The organism is Psychroserpens sp. (assembly GCF_036960315.1).
Classification (GTDB): Bacteria; Bacteroidota; Bacteroidia; order Flavobacteriales; family Flavobacteriaceae; genus Psychroserpens.
Map to the genome: position 1 here is coordinate 15,328 of NZ_JBALVR010000004.1, position 20,797 is coordinate 36,124.

The following is a 20,797-nucleotide window of genomic DNA, read 5'->3' on the forward strand; positions in this document are numbered from 1 at the left end:
TTGCCCTTTACAATTGATGGTTTTACTCAAAATTATATAGTGTGGTTAAAGTTTTTTAATCTGATTAATTTATGCGAAATTTACGGAAAATTAAATGTTTTAAATGCAAGATACTTCAAAACAATATGATGATGTGATTTCACAATGCCGAAGTCTTTTTATCAATAAAATGAAAGACTACGGAAGTGCATGGCGAATTCTTAGATTACCATCTTTAACTGATCAGATTTATATTAAAGCACAACGTATAAGAGGTTTACAGCAAAATAATGAGCGTAAGGTTGATGAAGGTGAAGTAAGTGAGTTTATTGGAATCATCAATTATTGTACAATGGCTTTGGTGCAATTAGATAAAGGCGTGGTGGAACAACCCGATTTATCTTTGGACGTAGCTACAGCACTTTACGATGAAAATATTGCCACTACCAAACAACTCATGATGGATAAAAATCATGATTATGGTGAGGCTTGGAGAGATATGCGAGTGAGTAGTTTAACCGATTTGATTTTACAAAAATTATTGCGTGTTAAGCAAATTGAAGATAATGCAGGAAAAACTTTAGTAAGCGAAGGTATTGATGCCAACTATCAGGATATGATTAATTATTCGGTGTTTGCATTGATTCATTTAAGTGAAGCATAAAACAACAACAAATGAAAACACTAGTCAACCTATGTAGAATCCTTGTTGGAGGATTATTTATTTTTTCAGGATTTATAAAATTGAATGACCCTTTAGGATTCTCCTATAAGCTTCAAGAATATTTTAGTTATGATGTTTTAGATATTCCATCATTGATACCATATGCATTAGGGATTTCTGTATTTGTAGTGGTTTTTGAAGTCGTTTTAGGTGTGTTTTTATTGATAGGCTATAAACCTAAATTCACGGTTTGGAGTTTATTAGGAATGATCGTGTTCTTTACCTTTTTAACCTTTTATGCAGCCTATTTTGAAAAAGTAAAAGATTGTGGATGCTTTGGTGATTTCTTAAAATTATCGCCTTGGGAATCGTTTTGGAAAGATGTCATCTTGCTCGTTATGATTGTCATTCTATTTGTTGGACAACGTCATATCAAGCCTATATTGAGTACATTTGGTTTAACAATTACAGCATTATTGAGTTTTATCGCCTGCTTAGGTTTTGGTTATTATGTGTTAATGCATTTGCCAGCTTTCGATTTTAGAGCTTATAAAATTGGAGATAACCTTCAAGAAAACATGCAATTACCTCCAGATGCTCAAAAAGCCGTAACCGATTATATTTGGACTTATAAAGTGAATGGTGAAGAAAAAACAGTTACAGATAGAGGTCGCGGACCAAAAGTATACGATGAGATTATTGGTGTAGAGACCAAAACCATTGAAGAAGGTGATGTGCCTAAAATTCAGGACTTTTCTATCGAATCTCAAGATGAAGATTTAACGCAACAGTTTTTAGCTGAAGAACAACTAGTTATTATTGTCGCTTACAGTTTGGAAAATGCCGAAGCTGATGGTATGAAAAAACTGCAAACCATGGCAGAAGAAGCTCAAAAAAAGGGCTACACTGTTATTGGTTTAACGGCATCAGGAGAACCCAAGAAAAAGGAAATTAGAGACGCGTATAAATTAGATTTTGATTTCTACCTATGTGATGAAAAAGTATTAAAGACGATTGTGCGAGCAAATCCGGGAGCCATAGTTCTTGAAAAGGGTACAGTAACTCAAAAAGCACATTGGAACGATCTTGAAGATTTAGAATTTTAATCAATAATGAACATCTGTTAAACTACATTTTAAATAAAGCCTTTTACGCATTACTCACTCTTTTTGGTGTAGTAACCGTAATTTTCTTATTATTTAGTGTACTTCCTGGAGACCCAGCACAAATGATGTTAGGGCAAAATGAAGACAGTGAGCAAGTGGCTATCGTCAAAGCGAAATACGGATTTGACAAACCCATTTCAATACAATATTTATATTATCTCAACGATTTGTCGCCTGTATCGTTTCATTCTTCAAAACCTGAAGATTACACGTTTTTAAGCGAAGGAAAATACACTGAATCTAAGTTGTTTACCTTAGGAAATACAACGACAGTGATCAAGTTTCCGTATTTGAGAGAATCCTTTACCAAACAGGGAAAGAAAGTATCTCAGGTGATAGGTGAAACGTTGCCAAATACATTCGTTTTAGCCGTTTCAGCAATTTGTATCGCTATTATTCTCGGAATTATCTTCGGAATCATTTCAGCACTGTATAAAGACCAATGGATAGATAAAACGATTCAAATTTTTAGCACGCTCGGAATGAGCGTGCCTTCTTTTTTTAGTGCCATTTTGTTTGCTTGGCTATTCGGTTTTGTACTTCATAAATATACCAATCTTGAAATGACAGGAAGTCTATACGAACTGGACGATTTTGGTGAAAAGGTCAATATCAAATGGAAGAATCTCATATTACCTGCAATTGTTTTAGGTATTCGTCCGTTGGCTGTCATCATTCAATTGATGAGAAACTCTTTATTAGAAGTCTTTAACCAAGATTACATTAGAACAGCTAGAGCAAAAGGGCTTACCGAATTTCAAATTATAAAAAAACACGCCATTAAAAACGCCTTGAATCCAGTGGTTACAGCAATTTCAGGATGGTTTGCATCGATGTTGGCTGGAGCTGTTTTTGTGGAGTATATTTTTGGATGGAATGGTCTCGGAAAAGAAATCGTTAACGCGTTAAACACATTAGATTTACCTGTAATTATGGGTTCTGTGTTAATTATTGCAATATTGTTTATTATCATTAATATCTTTGTGGATGTTATCTACGGATGGCTTGATCCCAAAGTGAAATTAGAATAAAATGAAACTAATAATTATAACCTTATTTGTTGGAGCTTTCTTTTTAAACTGTGAGGCACAACCAGAACCAACTGCCTTTTCTGAAGACGCATTGAAGGATACATTTATCAATCCGAAAGGGGAATCGGTAAGTCTTGAGTCTATACTAGAAACCTATAAAGGGAAAACGATTTTAATAGATGTTTGGGCAAGTTGGTGTAGAGATTGTATTGTTGGTTTGCCTAATTTAAAGGCCTTACAAAAGGAATACGATGAGGTGGCTTATGTGTTTTTATCTATGGACAAAACTCAAAAGAGTTGGAAAAACGGTATTGAGAAATATGGCATTGTTGGTGAACATTATTTTATGACATCAGGCTGGAACAGTGCGTTTAGCAAGTTTGTAGATTTAGATTGGGTACCGCGATACATGGTTGTCGATAAAGAAGGAAACATCAAATTATTTAGAGCGATAAAAGCCAACGATCCAAAAATAAAAGAACATTTGAAATAAATTTAAGTTTCTTCGGAAACCAAAAACACAACACACATGAGAAAAAACATTGTAGCAGGAAATTGGAAAATGAATAATGGTTTGATTCAAACAGAAACCTTAATTTCAGAATTGAAACAGCAAACTAAAACATCTGATGCAGAGGTGATGATAGCGCCTTCTTTCACAAATTTATGGCACGCTTTTGAAGCGACAAGACAAGACGATATAGAAGTTGTAGCTCAAAATATGCACTTTGCTGAAAATGGCGCATATACGGGAGAAGTTAATGCCAGTATGCTAAAAAGTATAGGAGTACATACTGTTATTTTAGGTCATAGCGAACGTCGTGCCTATTATAATGAGACTGACGAATCATTAGCGAAAAAAGTAGATGCAGCTTTGGCAAATGATATGCGAGTGATATTCTGTTTTGGAGAAGAATTGGCAGATCGTAAAGCTGGTAATGAAGAAGCAGTTGTAGAAAGCCAGATTAAAAATGCACTGTTTCATTTAGAGGATTCAGCATACAAAAATATTGTTTTGGCGTATGAACCTGTTTGGGCAATTGGTACAGGAGAAACGGCAAGTCCAGAGCAAGCTCAAGATATGCACGCTTTTATAAGAAAGACTTTAGAAAGTAAATATGGACATACCGTAGCAGATGATATGACCATTCTTTACGGAGGAAGTGTGAAGCCGGGAAATGCTAAAGAAATTTTCTCTAAGCCTGATGTTGATGGTGGACTAATTGGAGGAGCAGCTTTAAATGCCGAAGATTTTTATGCTATTGTGAATGCTTTTTAAATGGGCTTAGCTATACCGAAACAAATTTTAAGAAGCATAGGTGCTATTAGACTCTTGGATAATATGCGTTATCAATTCATGAAGTATAAGAACCGCATTGATAACAAAAATTTTAAATCAGAAAATCCAAATATAGCTTTTCCTCCAGATTATTTGCTTTACGAATCTCATAATATTAATTATAGATTCTATATAGATAATGGTAAACAAAATGCACGTAATCTTATAGAACTGTTTCAAAAGTATACGGATCTTGAAGGTAAAAATATACTAGATTGGGGATGTGGACCTTCAAGAATTATAAGGCATTTTCCTGATTTGTTCCCAAGCACGAATGTGTTTGGAACAGATTATAATAAAAACACCATCGCTTGGAATAAGAAACACATAAAGGATGTCAGTTTCTATGAAAATGAGATAAATCCACCGACGAATTTCGATGACGATTTTTTTCATGCGATTTATGGGTTATCAATATTTACTCATCTTTCCGAAGAGAACCATTTTAATTGGATTAATGAATTGCATAGAATTTCTAAGGTTGGCGCAATTTTGATATTAACGACTCATGGTGAGAATTATAAAATAAAACTCACAAAATCTGATCAGGTCCTTTATGATGCAAATACATTAGTCGTCAAAGGAAATACATTAGAAGGTCATAGGACTTATGTCGCTTATCAACCCCCTCAATTTATGAGGCAATTATTTAAAGATAAATTTGAGTTGTTAGAACACATTCCAGGGCCAAAAGATGAGGACTATTTGGATCAAGATAAATGGGTTATTAAAAAAATATAAAGGATAGCTTTATGAGTCAAATAAAAATTCATGTTATTGTAAGCGCATTTTAAAATTGCTTATCTTTTGCCTCTCTAAATAGCTTACATGTCAAACACCATATACTTAGGATATTATTTCAAAGTGAAACCACTTCAACCAGCTGTAGAAATTCTAATTGCTCAGCTAGGTTATGCTGGTTTTGAGAGTTTTGTCGAAACCGAAGAAGGCGTCACGGCATACATTCAGAAAGAGGAGTGCAGTGAAACTATCCTTGATGATATTCAGATTTTAAATTCTGAAGAATTCGAGATTTCGTTTACTTCAGAAGAGATTGAACAAACCAATTGGAATACCGAATGGGAAAAAAATTTTAATCCTATTATTGTTGATGATACATGTTCAGTTCGTGCTCCATTTCATGAGAAACCAAACACAGAGTTTGATATAATCATTGAACCAAAAATGAGTTTTGGTACTGGTCATCATGAAACGACACATATGATGATTCAACACCTCTTAAAAAATGAGTTTACTGATAAATCGGTTTTGGATATGGGCTGTGGAACAGGTGTTCTCGCGATTTTGGCTGAAATGAAAGGCGCTAAGCCTATCGATGCGATAGATTATGATAACTGGTGCTATCTCAACAGTCTTGAAAATGTTGAGAGAAACAACAGAAAACACATTACCGTTTTAGAAGGCGATGCAAATCTATTGCCTGGTAGACATTATGATATCGTGATTGCGAATATTAATAGAAATATTCTGATCAATGATATGGAAACCTATATCAATACTTTGAATGATAATGGAACCCTATTCTTGAGCGGATTTTACAGGGATGATATTCCAATTATCAAAGCCGAGTGTAATAAATATGCTTTAAAGCACGTTGAAACTTTAGAAAGAAATAACTGGGTAGCTTTAAAATTTGAAAAATAATCTTTAAATTTATCTAACGTTAGGCTACCAACCTCATTAAATAAATTGCGATGCACCAAATAATGAGTACAAAAGAAAAAGCAAAAGAAGAAGTCCTCGTCGACACCTTAGAACAGCCTTTAAATGAGATTGTTGTTTATAATGATGATGTCAATACTTTTGATCATGTCATAGATACGTTAATCTATGCTTGCGACCACACACCTGAACAGGCAGAACAATGTTCAATAATTGTTCACTACAAAGGGCTATGTACAGTAAAAACAGGTGAGTATAAAGAATTAGAGCCGCGATGCACGATGCTTTTAGAAGCAGGTTTAAGTGCTGAAATTATTTAAAAGAATTTTGATGACTTTAATAAAGTGGCTTCTCTAAAGTTGGATTGGATAAATTGATTCTTATTTATATAGATAGTTAAAGACTTATTTGTTCAGTACTATAACTATATAAAATGAAAAACGGTTTGAAGATTAGTCAAACCGCTTTTTTTTTTATGTTATATGAGATTATTAGTAATCTGTATACCCTTTTTCTCCTGGAGAATAGAATGTATCCATATCTGGAGCTACCAATTCTTTTTCATTTTGAATTTTTTCAACAAAATCAGGGTTCGAAATAAATGGTCTACCAACGTAAACTAAGTCTAATCCACTATTTAAAATAGCTTCTGCTTTTTCAGTGGTATTAACATCACCACCAGAAATTATGTTTCCTTTAAAATTTTCTTTGATTGTTTTTTTGATGTCAGTGGTGAAATCTGGTGCACCAAAAGCTACTCTCTGGTCTACAATATGGATATAGGCAATCTCAATTTTGGCTAATTCCTGAGCCAAATAAATAAAAGTGTTTTCTAATGTTTCATAATCAGACTGCATATCATTGTAAGCGCCATATGGGGAAACTCTAATTCCAACCTTGTCAGATCCAATTTCATTTGCGATTTTCCGAGCAGTTTCTAAAACAAATCTGGTTCTGTTTTCAATAGATCCTCCATATTGGTCTTCTCTTATGTTGGACTTTGGATTGATAAATTGATTCATTAAGTAACCATTTGCAGCGTGTAATTCTACACCATCAATACCAGCTTCATTTACCAACCTAGTAGCCGCATTTACATATTCATTTTGAGTACTTTCAATCTCTTGAAGCGTCATTGCTTTTGGCATTTCATGAGCGACCATCCCAGTTTCTGTAAACATCTCACCAGCTGCTTGAATGCTCGAAGGAGCTAAGGTAATTGCTCCTGAAGGCATATTTGCTTTCGCTGTAATTCTTCCTGTGTGCATGAGTTGTACAAATATTTTGCCGTTTTCTAAATGTACAGCGTCAGCTATAGTTTTCCAGCCATTAATTTGTTCATCTGAAAAAGCACCAGGGATTCTAGGGTAACCTAATCCGTTTAGGGAAGGGGAAGTGCCTTCACTAATAATAAGTCCTGCACTAGCTCTTTGTTGGTAATATTTTACCATCAATTGGTTTGGGATATTATTAGTGGCTCTACATCGAGTTAGCGGAGCCATCACAATCCTGTTTTTTAATTCTGTTGACTTTCCCAGTTGAAAGCTATTAAATATATTCATTCAGTTATTTTATTTTTAAAAGTTAATATTGACTTTAAGTAAAGTCTATGGTGAAAAATTATTTGGATATTGATTTCTTTAAAAAAACTTAGAAACAGAAAATCGTAAAAAACTATCTTCTTTAAAATTTCCTAGTATTAATTCATTGGTGTCAATGCCACTAAAAATTCTAGCTTCTAATTCGGCTTTCCAGCTACTTCCTATTCTTCTTGATGCTTCAATACTGAAAATTTTACTACTAGATTCTAAATCTGCTATACCGCCTATTAATATAGAAGTATCTTGGATGTCGTTAAAAGCAATTCTGCTTCCAAAAAACATGTCGTTTTGTAGGGCATTAAGGGCAAGCTCGTCGCGATCGTCATAGAGATATTCGCCTAAAACGCCAATGTCTAAACCATTGCCATCAATATTGCTAAAGGTGTATTCTAAGCCAGCAACAAAAGCAAAGATATCTTGTGCTTTGGCAGTTCTATAAATAGATTCAAATTTCCAAAGAAATGCATTATGCGTGGCTTGTATATCTATTCCTGTTTGATTAATTACAGGATAAAAAGCGTTTATATTTCCTAATGTATCAAAGGTAAATAATGGCTCTCTACCATTACCATAAAAATGTGACACACCAATATCGAAAGCACCAATATAGTGGCTCCATCGAAAGGCCAGGTCTTGTCGCCATTCGTTTGCACCACTTTCATAGGTTAAATCGTCCTTATCTATAATTGTTGGAAAACGTAATCGTCCTTTTTTACCAGAAAAAGTTCGTTTTCTATGATAGGGCAAGTAGAAAAAATCAAAATTACCATAGTTGTCTGTAGTATATGTAAATTGGACCATTGGTTGTCCTAACTTGTCCTCGCCATCAAAAGACTCAACAGCATCTGTTTGGTTGATAATGTCTACTAAATGATTACTCTCAGTGACTCCCCAATATACTTTTTTGAGACCTAGACTTAATTCCCATTTATTTTTTGCCTTTTGGTAATACAATTCTCTTATATCCCAATGTGTGCGTTCGTCATCTACATCTAACCTAAAAAAGCCTGAAAAGTTTATGCTTTCATAGCCTTTATTCCATTCGGCAGAATATTCAGGTTTAAATGCAATTGATGGGAAATTATCTTTTTGCCCTTCGAAAAGCGCATCATTTGTAAAATAACGATATTCGGCTTCTACTTCAAGCTCGAAATCATGTGTTATTTTTTGATCTTTCTCTTGAGCAAACATATTGTATTGCACAAATAGAATGATAAAAGTAAAAAGTTGAAATACTGTTTTTTGCATTTTCATTGATGATATAATTTAAAAGCGCAATACCGAAAACTATTGCTATTAACCCACACTATCTAAAAACCATGAAATTAAATAGTTAACGGTGTCGCGACTCTTTTAAAAGCTATTAATTACCTGCTCTTTTTAAAGCAACTTGAGAGAAATCTTCTTCCGCTAAATTGACTTCAAAATTATAGTTACTAAATTCTAGGCGTGTTTCTTTATTGCTCTGTACATTTACCATATTAAAGACGCCAGCTCTCCAAAATTTATTTTTATAGAGCTCATAGTCAGAATAGGTTAAGGTTTTTAAAAGTGAACCTTTACGGTCGTAAAAATCTATTTTTTCAACTCTATATCCTTTATCTTTATTATAGGTAACATTACGTTTTGTATAACCAGATTTTGGATCTACAGGGTCTTGTTCAACGGTTAGAAGACTGCCATTTTCTTTAAGAAATTTATAAGTGTATTTTTCAACTTCTTGCGAAGATAAATCTTCATATGCAAACTCGCTACCTACAAAAGGACCAGATTTATTGTTAGATGAAATACGCTTTACTCTTTTAATTGAAGGTAAAAACAACCATTGATCGTCTGAAACCGTTTTGTGTGTAAACGTAAGTGTAGCTGTACCTTTAACATCTTTTGGACTGTTAAAGACGATTAGTGATTTATCACCATCCTCTGTTAATTCTAAAGTTTTAGTGGTTAAATCGCGTTCGCTGGTTTGACCATTTTTGTTTTTTAATGTCATTTTTAAATCCACCGTAGAACTGTTAAACCCTAAATCGGCTTGTTCTGCTGCTTTTGCAATTTCTAATCCGCGTTCTTCAGCAGATTGAGCATTTATTCCTAGTGTGCTTAAAATTGCAAGAGCTAAAATTATTTTTTTCATCTTATTTAGTATTAAAATTAGTTATCGTGTTTAGTTTGTGGTTACTATTTGTCAATGCTTTTTGTTTCCTTTTTACTTATAAGAACAAGTAATGATGGTAATAAAATAAAGTCGATTATTAGTGCTGACAATATAATGATTACTGTAATTCGTGCCATATAACTGTTTAAAGCAAATGCTGATGTTGAAAGCACGATAAAACCAGCTAACAATACAATGGTTGTCGTTACAAGTGCTTCTCCTACAGTTTCAAACGCATAGATTACAGCTTGTTTGGCGTTGTAGCCCAATTCGCGTTGTGCTCTTAAAAATTTACTCATGAAGTGCACTGTGTCGTCAACAATAATACCTAATGTCATTCCAAAAACAATAACCATTCCAGTATTAATGGTGCCTTTATAGAGCCACCATAAGCCAAAGCCAATAAGTACAGGTGTTACATTTGGAATAATACTTAATAGACCCAGTTTAAAGTTTCTTAAAGCAAGCATAAGTACTAGTGAAATTAAAATTAGGGCAATTATATTTCCGTTAAACATACTTTCTGCTTGTCTGAATCCTAGATTTGAAAACATAAGCATTGGACTAACAGGAATAGCATGCATTTCTGCGGGTGCATTTTCTTTTAACCAATTTTCACTGCGTTTTGCAAAAGCAATAATTTCTGGGCTACTAATGTTTTTAAGTGTAACTGTAACACGAGTTTCTGATTTATCGACATTTATTTGATTGTTTAAATCTAAACCAAATGGTAAGGACAGTTCATATAATAATAAATATTGAGCAGCTTCTTCTCTATTGCTTGGAACTTTATAAAAACTTTCGTCATCGCCATGCATAGATCGATTAACACGTCGCGCAACTTCACTAAAAGCATTTACATGAACGACTTCTGGTTGTTGGTTCAACCAATCTTCAAAAGCATTTAGTTTTCTAAGATATACTGGGTTGTTAATTCCGCCACTTTCTCCACTTCCAACAGAAAGTTCTATATTATAAATCCCTGTGAGGTTATCGCTTATATAATCTGTATCTGTTCTAAATTCAACACTTTCATCAAAATAATTAATAAACTCATCATTAAATACATTCTTTGTTGCCATAAAGGTCATTACACCAATTATTACAGCAGAAATAATCGTTAGTTTTAAGGGTTGTTTTACAACAAACTCACCAAACGATACATACCTGTTTTTCCTGGTTTTGGTAGTTTCTTTTTTTGCTTTCGCTTTTACTGGGAAAATTGCCATTAATGCCGGTAATGTAGTGGTTGAAAAAATAAATGCCATTGTCATTCCAAAGGCAGTAATATTTCCTAAATCCCAAAAAGGAGGGACATCGCCAAAATTCATAGTTAAAAACCCAATAACCGTTGTTAAACTCGTAATAAATACTGGCATAAAATTGAGTCTAATAGATTCTATTAATGCATCTACTTTACTAAGACCATCTTTACGCATTTTTTGTAGCATAGTGACCAAAATATGAATACTATCTGCAACCGCAAGCGTGAGAATCATGGTCATAAAAGTAGCAGATGGAGGCGTTAATTTGATACCCATGATACCAATGAAACCTACAGCACTTATAATTGAAAATAATACAACAACTAATGTTGTAATAGCACTATAAATACTTCTGGTTAATATTAGTGTCACAATGAGAACTAGAAGAATCATAATCCCGGTAAGCTTTAAATCATTCATTGAAGATTCAAAAAACGCCGTGTTCAATGGTACTAAACCAGAAGTGTGTACCTCAAAATTCGGATTCTTATCTTTAAAATCAGCAATCATGCCCCTAACAAAAGCAGTTACTTCAGGAATTTCTGCAGCACTATCTTTACCAGGTAATCTTACCGTAATATTTACTGCAGTAACACTGCCTTTTTCGTTTATAATACGATTTACAAGTAATGGTTCTTTTAGTGCTTTTACTTTAATCTCGGCGATTTCAGCATCTGTTTTTAAAGCAGATTCATAAGACAAGTCATCTACATATAAATCGTCGCCTACGGCACTTGTATGCTGAAAATTGGTAATAGCATCAACTCTAGACGAGTATGGTGTATTCCAAGATTCTGCAGTTAATTCTTCAATGGCAGTAAGGTTTCCTTTAGTAAACACATTACCATTTGAAGGTGAAAGAACCAAAATAACATTGTCGAGCTTTGTGTATTTTTCTTGAAGCGCATCAAAGGCTTCTAATTCTGGATTAGATTTGTTGAAAAAAACATGGTAATCACCATCAAATTCCATTTTTCCTTGAGAGGCGAGACCAAAAGCTAATAATACTGTAGCGATAAGCACTTTCCACTTGTGCTTAATTACAAATTTCGCCCAATTTTTCGCAAATTTATTTGAAGCGTTGCTTACTTTTTTTAATGCATTCATTCTTTATTATTTTAGTTGACCAGTCAGTTAGTTTATTGACTTAATCATTCGTTAGTTTATATAAGACGATTCTAATGATATGTTCGTGCCAAACTTTAAATGTTAAAAAAAATTGACCGGTCGTCTATAAACTGATTAAAAAAATTATTTTAAAAGTGTATTTCTTATGATATTCATGAGATTATCAATGGGATAAGAGCTATTCATTTCTTTCATTGTTGTCATAGCTCCTTTTCCTGCATCTTCAATAAATGCAGCAATATCTGCAGCTGCCATCTTATTTTCTATCTCACCAAAATCCTGAGCCTCTTGAATAACGTTGGTTATTAAAGACAATACCATTTGTTCTTTTACTAAAATGGTTGTCCTGATTTTTTCACTATGTTCTGCCATTTCACTGCCTAAATTGCAAGCCAAGCAACCCATTTTACAATCCATTTCATTTTTCAGAACACTATGTCGATATTCATGAAAATCTAAAAGCCGTTGTTTTGGGGATACCGATTTGTTTTCCAAAATCTCTCTAGCCGGTGTAAACATCATAGAAAAATATTTTTCTATTGCTTTTACTGCAAAGTCTTCTTTACTTTCAAAATAAAAATAAAAAGATCCTTTAGGAATCCCAGCTATTTTAACAATGTCGTTAACACTCGTCGCATTATATCCTTTAGACCACAGCAATTCCATCCCTTTATCTAAAAGAGTATCTGCTTTAAGGTCGTGTTTTAAGGTTTTGGACATGTTATAAATATTGATGAGGCAAATATATGACCACTCGTCTAGTAAATCAAATTTTTAAATGTTAAAATTATTATAAATTCAATTAAATTACTATTATATTATTGTTTATCAGTAGTTTATGTCTTATAAGGTTGAAGGGCAAACAAAGTCTGTCATAGGTAAATCAGTTTTTTTGATATCAGCAAAACCTCCAGCAACATCAACTAAATTGTGAAAACCTCTTGCTTTTAAAATGGAAGCTGCAATGACACTTCGGTAACCCCCAGCACAATAGATATGATACGTTGTATCTTTTGAGACTTCGCTCATTTGCTCATTGATATAATCTAAAGCGAAGTGTTGAGAATTTTCTAGATGCATACTAGCATATTCACCATCTTTTCTAACATCTAAAATAGTAACGCCTCCATTTTTTATCCTGTTTGCAAATTTTTCAGCAGAAATAGATTCTAATGTGTCTGTATCTTTTTCAGCTTTAGTCCAAGCATTGATTCCGCCTTCTAAATATCCAAGTGTATTATCATAGCCAACACGAGATAAACGTGTCACAGCTTCTTGACTCTTGCCTTCTGGAACTACTAAAAGAATAGGCTGTTTTATATCTGTGATTAAAGCGCCAACCCAAGGTGCAAATCCACCATTTAATCCAATGAAAATCGAATTTGGGATGTGACTTTTAATGTATTCATTTTGTGGTCTTACATCGAGAACTACGGCTTCCTCATGATTTGCCATAGCTTCAAAGTCTGCAGGACTGAGAGGGATATTGCCTGTTTTTAATACCGCTTCAAAGGTATCATACCCCGTTTTGTTTAGCATTGCATTTTTTGCAAAATACTGTGGAGGAGGTGCAATGCCATCAAGAACTTCTTCTACAAACTCTGCTTTGGTCATATTTGCTCGAAGCGCGTAATTGGTTTTCTTTTGATCTCCAATAGTTCCAACAGTTTCTTTGCTGAGGTTTTTTCCACAGGCTGAACCTGCACCATGAGCTGGATAAACGATAACGTCATCAGCTAAGGGCATTATTTTATCACGCAAGGAATCAAATAGCATGGCTGCTAAATCTTCTTTAGTTAAGTCAGATTTAATGGCTAAATCTGGTCGACCCACATCACCTAAAAATAAGGTGTCACCAGAAAAAATAGCATGATTTTTTCCGTTTTCATCAATCAATAAATACGTCGTTGATTCTAAGGTATGACCAGGTGTATGTAATACTTTTATGGTAATATTTCCAAGTTTAAAGTCTTCATTATCTTGTGCCGAATGAATATCATAAGTTGTTTCAGCTCCAGGCCCGTAAACAATTGTAGCATCAGTTTTTTTAGCTAAATCCACATGTCCTGAAACAAAATCGGCATGGAAATGCGTTTCAAAAATATATTTAATTTTCGCATTATTGCTATGGGCTTTATCAATGTATGATTGCGTTTCTCGAAGCGGATCGATAATCGCAACTTCTCCATTAGATTCTATATAGTAAGCACCTTGGGCTAAACAGCTGGTGTATAATTGTTCGATTTTCATAGGAATATCAATTTCACTCCTCAAAAGAGAGGTTTAATTTTTAATCTAAATTTTGCTCCAAAGATACGAAGTATTTTTTTTAACTGACAAAAATCAACTTTGGCTAATGCGGTAATTTATCTTTCAAAATGCCGTAGGTATAAGTTCCCAATAATGCTGCAAGAATAATGATGATTACTGAAAATGCACCAGTTCCAATTAGGATATACATTGGTCCAGGACAAGCGCCAGAGAGTGCCCATCCCAATCCGAAAATTGTTCCGCCAACGATATAACGCGTAAACCCCTTGGCTTTTTTAGGAACAGTCATGAGTCCGCCATTTATATTTTTAATGTTTTTGCTCAACAAGAGTAAAATGATTCCTGTGATAACAGCAGTGCCTATAATACCATACATGTGAAAGGATTCAAACTTGAACATTTCATAGATGCGGTACCATGAGACTGCTTCGGATTTTACGAGTACGATTCCGAAGATAATTCCGACGACTAAAAATTTTAAAAACTTTATCATATTAACCAAAAATTAAAGGGAATAGTAAATGAATCATAATGAGGCCTCCCAAAAAGAAACCAATAACAGCAATAAGCGATGGCAATTGTAAACTGCTTAAGCCTGTAATCGCGTGACCAGAGGTGCAGCCACCAGCGTAGCGCGTTCCAAAGCCAACAAGAAAACCACCAATAATTATAATAGCTAAACCTTTTAGGCTAAACACCGCATCCCAACTGTAAATCTCGGCTGGAAGGATAGTTTGTCCTGCATTTTCAAAACCAAGTGCACTGAGTGCGTTAACCGTATCTGGGTTTAAATCTATGTTAGTTGGCACAGATAAATAGAAATGCGCTATAAATCCACCTATTATAGCTCCTAGAACAACTGTAAGATTCCAGCTTTGAGTTTTCCAATCGAAATCAAAATGCTTAACTTTTTTTCCTGCACCACCAATGGCGCATAGTGTTCTAAGGTTAGAGGACATACCAAATGTTTTTCCGAAATAAATAAGGGTAAACATGATGATGGCAATTAGCGGGCCACTAACATACCATGGCCAAGGTTCTAGAATTACTTCCATAAAAGTGTTGTGAAATTAAATTCAAAAATAAGAATTTAGATTTTTGAATTAATAGTTTGGATATAAATTAATAAAAATAGTATATTTGCACCCACAAAAAAGGCCTCGTGGCGCAACTGAATAGCGCACTTGATTACGGCTCAAGAGGTTACTGGTTTGAATCCAGTCGAGGTCACGAATAAATAGTCAATAAGAAAAAACGCCAAGCTTGCTTGAGCGTTTTTTTTGTTTGAACTATTTTTAAAACGGAGCTTAGTATGGATCATGAAATAACCCAGTCGAGGTCACTAGATGAATCCTAATACGTTATATAATAATGTATTAGGATTTTTTTTATTTTCTCTTGTGACCAATTTGTGACCATTAATTATCTTATTAGAAGATAATTTAATTTATTCATATTCTGTGAAATAGGGTTAGTTTCTGATTGATCTTTTAAATCAATTTTTACAAAAGTTGGAGTTACTCCAGTAATTTTATAGATACGCTCAAGTGTTTTCCGTAGAATTTGATAAGTCGTCCAAAATAACAACTTCAAAACCATATTCTATTAATTCAATAGCTGTATGAAATCCAATATATCCACATCCTCCTGTAACTTTACTTTTCATTTATCATTAATATGTATTAATTAACCGTGCAATATATAAAGTATTTACACCAAAACCCACCAGTACCTACCGGTTTGTGTTTTTTTTAAATTATTCTATATTTGCCTCATGGGAATCGTAACAATTAAAGATAAATCTGGCACGCCTAAATACAAGCAAATTGTAGCATCAATAGAAGAAGCAATCATTAATGGTGCACTTAAAAAAGGAGATAAGCTACCCTCTTTAAATAGCATAAAAAATCAATATTCCCTATCTAGAGATACTGTGCTTACTGCTTTTAATGAATTGAAGACTCGTGGGATTGTTATGTCCATTGTTGGTAAAGGCTATTATGTTATCAGCGAAGATGTTGATGTTAATCAAAAAATATTTTTATTATTTGACGAGTTTAATTCTTTTAAAGAAGACTTATACAACTCTTTTTTAAATGGGATGGGTGAGAATGTGCAAGTTGATATCTTTTTTCATCATTTCAACCTTGATGTCTTCAATAAATTAATAAATGACAATGCAGGTGATTATAGTTATTATGTTATTATGCCAGCTAATTTAGAAGGAACAGAACATGTGATAAATAGACTACCAAATGATAAAGTCTATATCCTAGATCAAATGCATTCGGAGTTAAGAGATTACCCTTCTATTCATCAAAATTTTAAAAAAGATATATATCAAGGACTACAGACAGGACTTAATCAAATAAAAAAATATCAAAAAGCGATTCTATTCTATCGCGAAGAACGTCAACCAAAAGGGATTTTAGATGGCTTTAATTTGTTTTGCTCACATAACAGCATTCAAAATGAAGTTATTGTCACATTAAAAGATCGAGAATTATTAAGTGGGGAATTGTACGTCATTTTAGATGATAAAAATTTAATTCGAATCATTAAACAGATAAGAGAACAGCGTTTAACACTTGCCAAGGACATTGGGATTATTTCTTATAATGATACACTTTTAAAAGAAATTGTTGAAGGAGGAATCACAACGATATCTACCAATTTTAACCTTATGGGTACACGATTAGCGCAAATGATTTTGAATAATGAATTCGCTCAAGTTGAAAATCCAAATAGTCTAATCCTTAGAAAATCCTTATAAAAGATTGTATACACTAACAGAAATAGAAACACAAGGTTTACACTACTTAGAAATGGCAAGTTCTGATGGTGAATCAAAAGGACAAATATGTCTTAATCAAGGAGGTCGATTGAGCAAATTCGTATTTAAGAAGATTCAAATTCTTGCAGATTTCGATACTTCAACCTATAAGGACAATTATGCGTCTTCTGTTTTATTTCCTTTTGCAAACAGAATTAAGGATGGAGAATATACTTTTAATGATTCAAAATATGAGCTAGACTGCAACGAATCCGATAAGAACAACGCATTACATGGCTTAGTATATAACAAGACTTTTGTTTGTGTTCATAAAACGCTAACATCAAATTATGCATCACTAACGTTGCAATATAAAGATGCAGGTAAATCTAAAGGATTCCCTTTTAAATTCAATATTGAATTAATTTACACACTAAGTCAAAGTGGACTTAATCTATCTGCTAAAGTCGTAAATGAATGTGATAAAACATTTCCATTCACTCTAGGATGGCATCCTTATTTTAATAGTAAAGATTTAAATAATAGCTCTATAAATTTTGTAAGTAGTAAAAAATATCGTTTCGATAATCAGCAAATTATTTCTGGTACAACTAGCTTAGATGTTGAAATGCCTTTTCAACTAAAAGATGTAAAATTAGATGATGGTTATCCACTTGCAACAAATGAACTTGAATTTTCAACACCAGAATATAGTTTCAAATTAACTTCGACATCAATAGAAAATTTTCTTCAACTATACACACCAAATCAACCCAACGTCATTGCTATTGAGCCAATGACTGGTGCGGCTGATAATTTTAATAATAAAATAGGTTTACAAATGCTAGATCCAAATGATACATATAATGTCGAATGGAATATCAAAATCGAAACCTTAAACTCCAAAACAAAAACTAACAAACTAATCAATAAACTATGCAATTCTTAACATTCATCGGGTTTACAGCCTTAGTTGCTATCATATCCTATTACAAAACGAGAAATACTGAAGAGTCGTCTTCAGATGGTTACTTCCTTGGAGGTCGTAGCTTAACAGCTGGTGTTATTGCTGGATCATTATTATTGACCAATTTATCTACCGAACAAATTGTTGGATTAAATGGTTCTGCATACCAAAGTGGATTATCAGTAATGGTATGGGAAACACTAGCAGCGATTGCGATGGTGGTTACAGCTATGTTTTTATTACCAAGATATTTAAAAGGCGGATTAACAACAGTGCCAGGGTTTTTAGCAAAACGATTTGATGTTACTACAAAAACACTAACCTCAGTTTTATTTCTATCTGGTTATGTGGTGGTTCTGCTTCCTGTGATTTTATACTCAGGTTCTTTAGCTATTAGCGGGATGTTTGATATCCCAGAATTATTAGGTGTAACACATACACAATCCATTTGGATTTGCGTTTGGGGAATAGGTGTAATAGGTTCTATTTATGCTGTTTTCGGCGGATTAAAAGCTGTTGCTATTTCAGATTCAATTAATGCAGTAGGCTTATTAATTGGAGGTATTTTAATTCCAATTTTTGGTTTAATGATGATTGGTGATGGAAGTATTATGGATGGTATTTCTACGTTGACAACCGAAAATCCAGATAAGTTTAAATCAATGGGTGGACCAACAGACCCAGTGCCGTTTTATACCATTTTTACAGGTATGATGTTAGTGCAATTGTTTTATTGGGGAACTAACCAGCAGATTATCCAAAGAGCGCTTGGTGCAAAAGATTTAAAGGAAGGTCAAAAAGGATTATTATTAGCCTCATTTATAAAAATTCTGGGCCCAATAATTGTTGTATTACCAGGTATAATTGCCTATCACATATTTCAAGGAAATTTAGAAAGTGCAGATAGTGCTTATCCTATGTTAGTAAAAAAGGTATTACCTAGTGCTTGGGTTGGTTTCTTTGCTGCAGTATTGTTTGGCGCTATTTTGAGTTCATTTAACAGTGTCTTAAATAGTTCTGTAACCTTGTTTGGTATTGATGTTTACAAACAGCATATCAATAAAGATGCAGATGAAAAAACAGTTGTGAAATATGGTAAAACCTTTGGTGTTATTTTAGCTATTGCTTCTATGTTTATTGCACCACTTATTGCAAATGCAGGAAGCTTATTTGACTATTTACAAGAGATTAACGGTATTTATAGTATTCCTATCTTTTCTATTATCATTGTCGGTTATTTAACCAAGCGCGTACCTGCTCTTGCAGCTAAAGTCGGATTAGTGTCTGGATGTTTATTATATATCCTCAGCCAGTTTTTTATGCAACCTTACTTTGTAACTAAAGCATTAAAATCAGCAAAAGAATCTGGAGTTACAGATGAAGTTGCTTTAGCTTTAGTAGAAACACAAGCTTATCCTCATTTCTTAGATGTCATGGCAATTTTATTTGTACTAAACGTAATCATAATGCTAATTATAGGATGGGTGAAACCAAGAGAAGAACCTTTTGTACAAGAATACACCAAACAAGTCGATATCACGCCTTGGAAATATACTAAACAAACTGGTATTGCGATCTGTGTCATTGTAATAGGTGTCTATATTTATTTTGCTTAATTCAAATGAATAAAAAATTAATTAAAGAAGTAAAGCGCAGTTTTAAATCGCAGTTTAAAACCGATTCTCTAATCGTGTTTTCTCCAGGTAGAATTAACCTTATTGGAGAGCATACCGATTATAATGATGGCTTTGCATTTCCTGCTGCGATAAATAAAGGAATTGCGCTTGCGATAAGTAAGAGTGATTCAAATGTTAGTAAAGCGTGTGCCTTAAATAAGAATGAAATATACGAATTTAACACAGAAAACATCAAAGCTTTAGAAGATGGAGGTTGGAGAAATTATGTTCTAGGAGTTGTTGCTGAATTGCAAATGCTTGGTAAACACGTTGGAAATTTCAATAGTGTTTTTGCAGGTAATATTCCAGGAGGAGCTGGCATGTCGTCTTCTGCTGCCTTAGAGAATAGTTTTGCATATGGACTCAATGAATTGTTCGAATTAGGATTGTCTAAACATGAAATGATTTTAGTCTCTCAAAAAGCCGAGCACAATTTTGCAGGTGTAAAATGTGGCATCATGGATCAGTATGCAAGTATGTTTGGCATTAAAAATAGTGCGCTTCTTTTGGATTGTAGAACGGTTGAATCTCAACCTTATAAAATAGATTTTAAGGATTATAAGTTGATGCTCATTAACAGTAATGTAAAGCACGATTTATCTGAAAGCGCTTATAACAATAGACGCGAAGTATGCGAAAAAGTATCAGAACTATTGCAAATTGATGCCTTAAGAGATGCTTCTAAAGAAGAGCTTGATGGAATTATTGGCGACATTTCAGTTGTAGATTATCAAAAAGCATTGTATGTTATTAATGAGAATAATCGTGTGCAGCAATTTTCAGAAGCTATTAAAAAAGATGATATTGAAGCTTTAGGTGATTTGTTATATCAATCACATGAAGGCTTAAGAAAAAACTATAAGGTGAGTTGTGATGAGTTAGACTTTCTTGTGGATAGAGCAAAGGAAAATCCACATGTAATTGGATCCAGAATGATGGGTGGGGGCTTTGGTGGTTGTACCATTAGCCTCGTTAAAAAAAACGAATTCAAAAAATTCAAAAAAGAGGTTTCTAAAAAATTCAGAGCAGCATTTGAAAAAGATTGTTCTGTATATAGCGTAAAGTTGTCACAAGGAACACAAGTAGTTAAATGATAAAT

Annotated in this window: 21 protein-coding genes and 1 tRNA gene; 13 read left to right on the forward strand and 9 right to left on the reverse strand. The window is 33.6% G+C overall.

Annotation, left to right across the window (positions count from 1 at the left end; genetic code table 11):
• Positions 1 to 103 precede the first annotated feature (103 nt).
• From V7719_RS08050 to V7719_RS08085, 8 genes are all read left to right on the forward strand, one after another.
• Complete coding sequence (locus tag V7719_RS08050) at positions 104 to 643, forward strand: DUF1599 domain-containing protein (protein WP_335729377.1); 540 nt, start codon at positions 104 to 106, stop codon at positions 641 to 643.
• A gap of 11 nt (positions 644 to 654) precedes the next feature.
• A complete protein-coding gene (locus V7719_RS08055; RefSeq protein ID WP_335729378.1) occupies positions 655 to 1,749 on the forward strand; it encodes a BT_3928 family protein in 1,095 nt (364 codons plus the stop codon).
• A gap of 14 nt (positions 1,750 to 1,763) precedes the next feature.
• Complete coding sequence (locus tag V7719_RS08060) at positions 1,764 to 2,840, forward strand: ABC transporter permease (RefSeq protein WP_335729705.1); 1,077 nt, start codon at positions 1,764 to 1,766, stop codon at positions 2,838 to 2,840.
• A 1-nt stretch (position 2,841) separates the two neighbouring features.
• A complete protein-coding gene (locus tag V7719_RS08065; protein ID WP_335729379.1) occupies positions 2,842 to 3,333 on the forward strand; it encodes a TlpA family protein disulfide reductase in 492 nt (163 codons plus the stop codon).
• A 36-nt stretch (positions 3,334 to 3,369) separates the two neighbouring features.
• Positions 3,370 to 4,119, forward strand: a complete 750-nt coding sequence (tpiA, locus tag V7719_RS08070) for a triose-phosphate isomerase (RefSeq protein ID WP_335729380.1) — start codon at positions 3,370 to 3,372, stop codon at positions 4,117 to 4,119.
• Positions 4,120 to 4,920, forward strand: a complete 801-nt coding sequence (locus V7719_RS08075; protein WP_335729381.1) for a class I SAM-dependent methyltransferase — start codon at positions 4,120 to 4,122, stop codon at positions 4,918 to 4,920.
• Between the two features lie 87 nt (positions 4,921 to 5,007).
• Positions 5,008 to 5,844, forward strand: coding sequence for a 50S ribosomal protein L11 methyltransferase (gene prmA, locus V7719_RS08080; protein ID WP_335729382.1), 837 nt, complete (start codon positions 5,008 to 5,010; stop codon positions 5,842 to 5,844).
• Positions 5,845 to 5,906: 62 nt separating this feature from the next.
• Complete coding sequence (locus V7719_RS08085; protein WP_335729383.1) at positions 5,907 to 6,182, forward strand: ATP-dependent Clp protease adaptor ClpS; 276 nt, start codon at positions 5,907 to 5,909, stop codon at positions 6,180 to 6,182.
• Positions 6,183 to 6,353: 171 nt separating this feature from the next.
• Here the strand turns inward: V7719_RS08085 and V7719_RS08090 are convergent, their stop codons facing one another.
• The 8 genes from V7719_RS08090 to V7719_RS08125 all read right to left on the reverse strand — a co-directional run bounded on the left by V7719_RS08090 (position 6,354) and on the right by V7719_RS08125 (position 15,337).
• Entirely contained in the window at positions 6,354 to 7,424 is a 1,071-nt protein-coding gene (locus V7719_RS08090) for an alkene reductase (RefSeq protein WP_335729384.1), read from the reverse strand.
• A 78-nt stretch (positions 7,425 to 7,502) separates the two neighbouring features.
• Complete coding sequence (locus V7719_RS08095) at positions 7,503 to 8,711, reverse strand: hypothetical protein (protein WP_335729385.1); 1,209 nt, start codon at positions 8,709 to 8,711, stop codon at positions 7,503 to 7,505.
• A 115-nt stretch (positions 8,712 to 8,826) separates the two neighbouring features.
• A complete protein-coding gene (locus V7719_RS08100; RefSeq protein WP_335729386.1) occupies positions 8,827 to 9,597 on the reverse strand; it encodes an outer membrane lipoprotein-sorting protein in 771 nt (256 codons plus the stop codon).
• Positions 9,598 to 9,641: 44 nt separating this feature from the next.
• Positions 9,642 to 11,990, reverse strand: a complete 2,349-nt coding sequence (locus V7719_RS08105) for an efflux RND transporter permease subunit (RefSeq protein ID WP_335729387.1) — start codon at positions 11,988 to 11,990, stop codon at positions 9,642 to 9,644.
• A gap of 144 nt (positions 11,991 to 12,134) precedes the next feature.
• Complete coding sequence (locus V7719_RS08110; RefSeq protein WP_335729388.1) at positions 12,135 to 12,731, reverse strand: TetR/AcrR family transcriptional regulator; 597 nt, start codon at positions 12,729 to 12,731, stop codon at positions 12,135 to 12,137.
• 123 nt (positions 12,732 to 12,854) lie between these two features.
• Positions 12,855 to 14,261, reverse strand: a complete 1,407-nt coding sequence (locus V7719_RS08115) for an MBL fold metallo-hydrolase (protein WP_335729389.1) — start codon at positions 14,259 to 14,261, stop codon at positions 12,855 to 12,857.
• A gap of 103 nt (positions 14,262 to 14,364) precedes the next feature.
• A complete protein-coding gene (locus V7719_RS08120; protein WP_335729706.1) occupies positions 14,365 to 14,772 on the reverse strand; it encodes a DUF6691 family protein in 408 nt (135 codons plus the stop codon).
• Positions 14,773 to 14,776: 4 nt separating this feature from the next.
• Positions 14,777 to 15,337 carry a YeeE/YedE family protein gene (locus V7719_RS08125; RefSeq protein ID WP_335729390.1) on the reverse strand — a complete coding sequence of 187 codons (561 nt, stop codon included), beginning with the start codon at positions 15,335 to 15,337 and terminating at the stop codon, positions 14,777 to 14,779.
• 101 nt (positions 15,338 to 15,438) lie between these two features.
• Here V7719_RS08125 and V7719_RS08130 point away from each other — a divergent pair.
• Positions 15,439 to 15,512: transfer RNA gene (locus V7719_RS08130), tRNA-Arg, on the forward strand.
• A 313-nt stretch (positions 15,513 to 15,825) separates the two neighbouring features.
• On the opposite strand, the gene V7719_RS08135 is transcribed toward V7719_RS08130, so the two are convergent.
• Positions 15,826 to 15,948, reverse strand: coding sequence for a hypothetical protein (locus V7719_RS08135; RefSeq protein ID WP_335729391.1), 123 nt, complete (start codon positions 15,946 to 15,948; stop codon positions 15,826 to 15,828).
• A gap of 108 nt (positions 15,949 to 16,056) precedes the next feature.
• Here V7719_RS08135 and V7719_RS08140 point away from each other — a divergent pair, with 108 nt between their 5' ends.
• From V7719_RS08140 to galK, 4 genes are read left to right on the forward strand one after another with little or no spacing between them, the layout of a single operon-like run.
• Positions 16,057 to 17,055 (forward strand): GntR family transcriptional regulator, encoded by a 999-nt coding sequence (locus V7719_RS08140; protein WP_335729392.1) that lies wholly within the window; start codon positions 16,057 to 16,059, stop codon positions 17,053 to 17,055.
• A gap of 4 nt (positions 17,056 to 17,059) precedes the next feature.
• Positions 17,060 to 18,004 carry an aldose 1-epimerase gene (locus V7719_RS08145; protein WP_335729393.1) on the forward strand — a complete coding sequence of 315 codons (945 nt, stop codon included), beginning with the start codon at positions 17,060 to 17,062 and terminating at the stop codon, positions 18,002 to 18,004.
• On the forward strand, positions 17,992 to 19,638 hold the full coding sequence (locus V7719_RS08150) for a solute:sodium symporter family transporter (protein WP_335729394.1): 1,647 nt from the start codon (positions 17,992 to 17,994) through the stop codon (positions 19,636 to 19,638). Before V7719_RS08145 ends, V7719_RS08150 begins: the two co-directional genes overlap by 13 nt.
• A gap of 5 nt (positions 19,639 to 19,643) precedes the next feature.
• Complete coding sequence (gene galK, locus V7719_RS08155) at positions 19,644 to 20,792, forward strand: galactokinase (RefSeq protein ID WP_335729395.1); 1,149 nt, start codon at positions 19,644 to 19,646, stop codon at positions 20,790 to 20,792.
• Positions 20,793 to 20,797: the final 5 nt, after the last annotated feature.

Excerpts from the sequence above, each read along its gene's own strand:
- tpiA (WP_335729380.1), top strand. The coding sequence starts at position 3,370 with ATGAGAAAAAACATTGTAGCAGGAAATTGGAAAATGAATAATGGTTTG.
- V7719_RS08085 (WP_335729383.1), top strand. The coding sequence starts at position 5,907 with ATGAGTACAAAAGAAAAAGCAAAAGAAGAAGTCCTCGTCGACACCTTA.
- V7719_RS08095 (WP_335729385.1), bottom strand. The coding sequence starts at position 8,711 with ATGCAAAAAACAGTATTTCAACTTTTTACTTTTATCATTCTATTTGTG.
- V7719_RS08055 (WP_335729378.1), top strand. The coding sequence starts at position 655 with ATGAAAACACTAGTCAACCTATGTAGAATCCTTGTTGGAGGATTATTT.
- V7719_RS08075 (WP_335729381.1), top strand. The coding sequence starts at position 4,120 with ATGGGCTTAGCTATACCGAAACAAATTTTAAGAAGCATAGGTGCTATT.
- V7719_RS08050 (WP_335729377.1), top strand. The coding sequence starts at position 104 with ATGCAAGATACTTCAAAACAATATGATGATGTGATTTCACAATGCCGA.
- V7719_RS08135 (WP_335729391.1), bottom strand. The coding sequence starts at position 15,948 with ATGAAAAGTAAAGTTACAGGAGGATGTGGATATATTGGATTTCATACA.
- V7719_RS08125 (WP_335729390.1), bottom strand. The coding sequence starts at position 15,337 with ATGGAAGTAATTCTAGAACCTTGGCCATGGTATGTTAGTGGCCCGCTA.
- prmA (WP_335729382.1), top strand. The coding sequence starts at position 5,008 with ATGTCAAACACCATATACTTAGGATATTATTTCAAAGTGAAACCACTT.
- V7719_RS08150 (WP_335729394.1), top strand. The coding sequence starts at position 17,992 with ATGCAATTCTTAACATTCATCGGGTTTACAGCCTTAGTTGCTATCATA.
- V7719_RS08140 (WP_335729392.1), top strand. The coding sequence starts at position 16,057 with ATGGGAATCGTAACAATTAAAGATAAATCTGGCACGCCTAAATACAAG.
- V7719_RS08110 (WP_335729388.1), bottom strand. The coding sequence starts at position 12,731 with ATGTCCAAAACCTTAAAACACGACCTTAAAGCAGATACTCTTTTAGAT.
- V7719_RS08115 (WP_335729389.1), bottom strand. The coding sequence starts at position 14,261 with ATGAAAATCGAACAATTATACACCAGCTGTTTAGCCCAAGGTGCTTAC.
- V7719_RS08100 (WP_335729386.1), bottom strand. The coding sequence starts at position 9,597 with ATGAAAAAAATAATTTTAGCTCTTGCAATTTTAAGCACACTAGGAATA.
- V7719_RS08105 (WP_335729387.1), bottom strand. The coding sequence starts at position 11,990 with ATGAATGCATTAAAAAAAGTAAGCAACGCTTCAAATAAATTTGCGAAA.
- V7719_RS08065 (WP_335729379.1), top strand. The coding sequence starts at position 2,842 with ATGAAACTAATAATTATAACCTTATTTGTTGGAGCTTTCTTTTTAAAC.
- V7719_RS08090 (WP_335729384.1), bottom strand. The coding sequence starts at position 7,424 with ATGAATATATTTAATAGCTTTCAACTGGGAAAGTCAACAGAATTAAAA.
- galK (WP_335729395.1), top strand. The coding sequence starts at position 19,644 with ATGAATAAAAAATTAATTAAAGAAGTAAAGCGCAGTTTTAAATCGCAG.